This window comes from Arhodomonas sp. KWT, assembly GCF_010993615.1.
In genome coordinates, this window is the sequence record NZ_WNXE01000103.1 from 1 (window position 1) to 4225 (window position 4225).

Here is a 4225-nt window from a genome sequence, read left to right on the forward strand (position 1 = left end):
GTCCACTCCCGTGCCGGCTCCAGTCGCCCGCCCTCCAGGATGCCGGCGTAGTCGGTGCCGCCGATGAGGCGGTGGACCGTGGTGACGAACAGGGCATCCAGGCGGTCGTCCGCCACCAGGGCGTGCAGCACCCACGGCCCGGTCACCGAGTACGCCCGGCGGTAACCGCGGCCGGCGAGCGCGTCCATCGCCCTGCCGCCGCTCACGTGGGGGCCGCTGTCGAGCCGGATCACTTCGGCACCGGCGGCCGCGAGACGGCTGGCGCGCATCTCGTCCGCGTCGCGGGTGGTGAGCACCATCACCCGGCGCCCCTGTTCGAGCAGCGTCTCCGGCAGGGTGAAATCCAGGCTCGTGCTGAGCACGGCGACGTCGGGCTGCGGCGCAAGCCCGTGTTCCCGGCGCCAGGCCCGGCAGTCGGCGAAGGCCTCACCGCTGTCCACGGGCAGGACGTCCTGGGCGTGGCCGGCGGCCAGCTCGCGGAAGTAGCGCCCGGAGGAGAGCAGCACGTCCGCTCGCGCGGCAAGCTCCTGGAACAGCCGCCAGTCCCGCGGGTTGGCCACGTCCCCGGGGACGCGCTCGCGCCCGTCCGCCCCGCGCACGGAAATGCGCCCGTCCAGGCTGCGTACGAAATTGGCGTAGACGAACAGGCGGTCGTCCGCGTCCTCCGGCGCCAGCGGCGCGTCCAGGTAGGTGCCCGCCAGGGGGCGCGGATCCGCGGGCGCGGGGTGGATGCGGTGGATCTCGCGCTCCACGATGTTCTCCCGTTGCCTGTAGTATGGGCGGAGCATGTTAACTGTAGCGCACACCGGCGTGCTTTCGATCAATAACGCCGGGTGCCGATGACTGGGGGGACGACGGGGCTTGAGCATCCTATCCGAACGCCTGGAGCGCGCTTACTACGTGCTCAGCGGCGACGACAGCGACGAGCGCGCCTGTGCCGCGATCCCGGATTCCGCCTGTACGGCGCTGCCGCGCAACTACCTGCTTAATGTCGGCAACGGCGCGTGCACCAAGCTCGCCGAGCAGATTGCCGGTCCGAACCTGGTGCTGCCGTGGCTGCTGGGGGCGCTGGGTGCACCGGCGTCCATCATCGGGCTGCTCATGCCGGTCAAGCAGTTCGCCGCGCTGCTGCCCCAGCTGTTCGTGGCGGGGCGCATACGCAGTGTGGCGCGGCGGAAATGGGTGTGGACCGCGGCGGGGCTGATCCAGGCGGTCGCGCTGCTGGTGATCGCCGCCGCGGCGCTGGTGCTGCCGCCGCTGGCGGCCGGCGTGGTGGTGCTCGCGGTGTTCGCGCTGTTCAGCGCGGCGAGCGGTACCGGCTCCGTCGCGTTCCAGGACGTGGCCGCCAAGACCGTGCCCAAGGGCCGGCGCGGGCGGATGCTCTCCAACCGCGCGATGATCGGCGGCGTGCTGACCATGGCCGCCGGGCTCGTGATCCAGCGCTGGGTCGGCGCCGACAGCGCGGTGGTGACGTACACCCTGCCGGTGGTGGTGGCCGCCGGCCTGTGGGCCCTGGCGGCGGTGCTGTTCGCGGCGATCCGCGAGCACCCCGGCGCCACCGAGGGTGGCCGGCGGCTCGCCGACGAGATCGGCGCCGGGGTGAGGCTGTTCGCACGGGTGAGCGGCTACCGGCGTTTCCTCGGCGTGCGCGCGCTGCTGCTGTCCGTGGAGCTGGCGATGCCGTTCTACGCGCTCTACGCGCAGTCCCTGTTCGATAATGGCGCCGCGGTGCTCGGGCTGTTCGTGCTCACCGTGGGGCTCGGCAACGTGCTGAGCTCGCCGGTCTGGGGCCGCTTCTCGGACCGCTCCAGCCGTACCGTGCTGATCGCCAGTGGTTGCCTGGCGGCGGCGATTGCCGTGGTCGCGCTCGCCATCGGTGCGCTGCCGCAAGCGTGGCGCTCGCCGTGGCTGTACGCGGTGGTCTTCGTGCTCCTCGGCATCGCGGAGCAGGGCGTTCGCCTCGGGCGCAAGACCTATCTCGTCGACGCCGCGCCGGCGGACGACCGTCCGCTGTATGTAGCCTTCGCCAACACCGGCGTGGGCGTGCTGGCGCTGGCGGGCGGGGTGGTCGGTGCGGTGGTGCAGTTCCATGGCGTGGAGGTAGCGATCATGGTCCTGGGCGTGCTGTCGGTGCTCGGGGCGCTGCTCGGGCTGATGATGCCGGAGGCGGAGCGCATGCTCGCTGGCACGGCTGACGCTGCGTAATGATAGTATTTTTCGTCGGCTGTCCGCCTTCGGGTGCTGGAGAAGAGGGCAGAGATATGGATACAGTCGCTCAACGGGAGTCCGGGTCGGGATGACCAGGGTGCTGCTGGTTGACGACCACCAGCTCGTGCGCGCGGGCATCAACCGCCTGCTCGCCGACGCGGGGGACATCAGCGTCGTCGGCGAGGCAGGTTCGGGCGAGGAGGCGCTGCGCCTGGTCACGAGCGAGCGCCCGGACGTCGTTCTAATGGACGTCCACATGCCCGGCATCGGCGGGCTGGAGGCGACGCGCAAGCTCCTGCGCGCGGACCCGGAGCTGAGGGTGATCGCGCTGACGGTGCACGTCAGCGAACCGTACCCGTCCAGCCTGCTGGAGGCGGGCGCGATGGGGTATGTCACCAAGGGCTGCGACGAGCGCGAGATCGTGCGCGCGATCCGCACGGTCATGCGTGGCGAGCGCTACCTCGGGGCGGACATTGCCCAGCGCATGGCCATCGCCGGCCTGGATGGTGCGGACAAACCGTTCGAGAAGCTCTCGCGGCGCGAGATGCAGGTAATGATGATGATCACCGAGGGCCACCGCCCCCAGGAGATCTCGGACCGTCTCAATCTCAGCCCCAAGACGGTGAGCACCTACCGCCACCGGCTCTACGAGAAGCTGGGCGTGAGCAACGACGTGGCGCTGACGAGGCTGGTGATCCGCTACGGTCTCGTCGACGAGAGCGGCTGACCGCGGCAGTGATCCCATGAGTGAATCCGACCGTCCGGCCTTCGACGCCCGGGCCTTCATCCGCACGCTGCCCCAGTCCCCGGGCGTTTACCGCATGCTCGACGCCTCGGGGACAGTGATCTACGTCGGCAAGGCGCGCAACCTAAAGCGCCGGGTGTCGAGCTACTTCACCCGCCAGGCGCACAACGCCAAGACCCAGTCCATGGTGGCGCAGGTCGCCGACATGCAGATCGCGGTGACCCACACCGAGGCCGAGGCGCTGATCCTCGAGAACAACCTCATCAAGGAGCTGCGCCCGCGCTACAACGTCCTGCTGCGCGACGACAAGAGCTATCCCTACATCCACCTCTCCACCCACCAGCGCTTCCCGCGGCTGAGCTTTCACCGCGGTGGCCGCCAGGGGCAGGGGCGGTATTTCGGGCCGTTCCCCAGCGCCAGCGCGGTGCGCGAAACGCTCAACCACCTGCAGAAGGTCTTCCCCGTGCGCCAGTGCCGGGACAGCTTCTTCGAGAACCGCTCCCGGCCGTGCCTGCAGTACCAGATCGAGCGCTGCACCGCGCCGTGCGTGGGCTACGTCAGCGAGGAGGACTACGCCCGCGACGTGCGCCACGTGGAGATGTTCCTGGACGGGGACAGCAACCGCGTGATCGATGAGCTGGTCGCCCGCATGGAACGCGCCTCCGAGAACCTGGCGTTCGAGGAGGCGGCGCGGCTGCGCGACCGCATCGCCGCGCTGCGCACGATCCAGGAGCGCCAGTACGTCGCCGGCGCCAAGGGCGACGTGGATGTCGTCGCCTGCCGCATCCGCGAGGCCGTCGCCTGCGTGCAGGTGTTCGTCATCCGCAACGGCACCAACCTCGGCAACCGCACGTTCTTCCCCCGGGTGCCGGACGCCACCGATGCCGGCGAGGTGCTCTACGCCTTCATCGCCCGCCACTACCTTGGCGGCGGGGCGCCGCAGGAGCTGATCGTCAGCGACGACATCGAGGATCGAGAGGTGCTGGAGGAGGCCTTGAGCGGCGATGCCGGCCACCGCGTGCGGATCAGTCCGCGGGTGCGCGGCGAGCGCCGGCGCTGGCTGGACCTGGCCCTGAGCAACGCGGATCACGCCCTGTCCGCGCGCATGAGCACCCAGGCCAGCATGGACCGCCGCTTCGAGGACCTTCAGGACGGTCTTGCGCTGGACGCCATCCCAGAGCGCATCGAGTGCTTTGACATCAGCCACACCCAGGGCGAGGCCACCGTGGCCTCCTGCGTCGTCTTCAACCGCGAGGGGCCGGCAAAATCGGA

4 protein-coding genes are annotated in these 4225 nt (G+C 70.2%); 3 read left to right on the forward strand and 1 reads right to left on the reverse strand.

What is annotated here, in order from left to right; translation table 11 throughout:
- Positions 1-752, reverse strand: a 752-nt coding sequence (locus tag G7A99_RS13310) for a dihydrofolate reductase family protein (RefSeq protein WP_163140882.1), incomplete at its 3' end; no start/stop codon positions are given.
- A 109-nt stretch (positions 753-861) separates the two neighbouring features.
- Between G7A99_RS13310 and G7A99_RS13315 the strand changes: the two genes are divergently transcribed.
- The 3 genes from G7A99_RS13315 to uvrC form a co-directional block, all read left to right on the forward strand.
- Positions 862-2205, forward strand: coding sequence for an MFS transporter (locus tag G7A99_RS13315; RefSeq protein WP_018719524.1), 1344 nt, complete (start codon positions 862-864; stop codon positions 2203-2205).
- A gap of 91 nt (positions 2206-2296) precedes the next feature.
- The gene (gene uvrY / locus G7A99_RS13320; RefSeq protein WP_163140885.1) at positions 2297-2935 is read left to right on the forward strand and encodes a UvrY/SirA/GacA family response regulator transcription factor; all 639 of its coding nucleotides are present in this window, start codon (positions 2297-2299) and stop codon (positions 2933-2935) included.
- Between the two features lie 16 nt (positions 2936-2951).
- A partial coding sequence (gene uvrC, locus G7A99_RS13325) for an excinuclease ABC subunit UvrC (RefSeq protein ID WP_163140888.1) occupies positions 2952-4225 on the forward strand: 1274 nt, incomplete at its 3' end.

Bases quoted from the DNA above. Each gene is read 5' to 3' on its own strand.
- uvrY (WP_163140885.1), top strand. From the start codon at position 2,297: ATGACCAGGGTGCTGCTGGTTGACGACCACCAGCTCGTGCGCGCGGGC.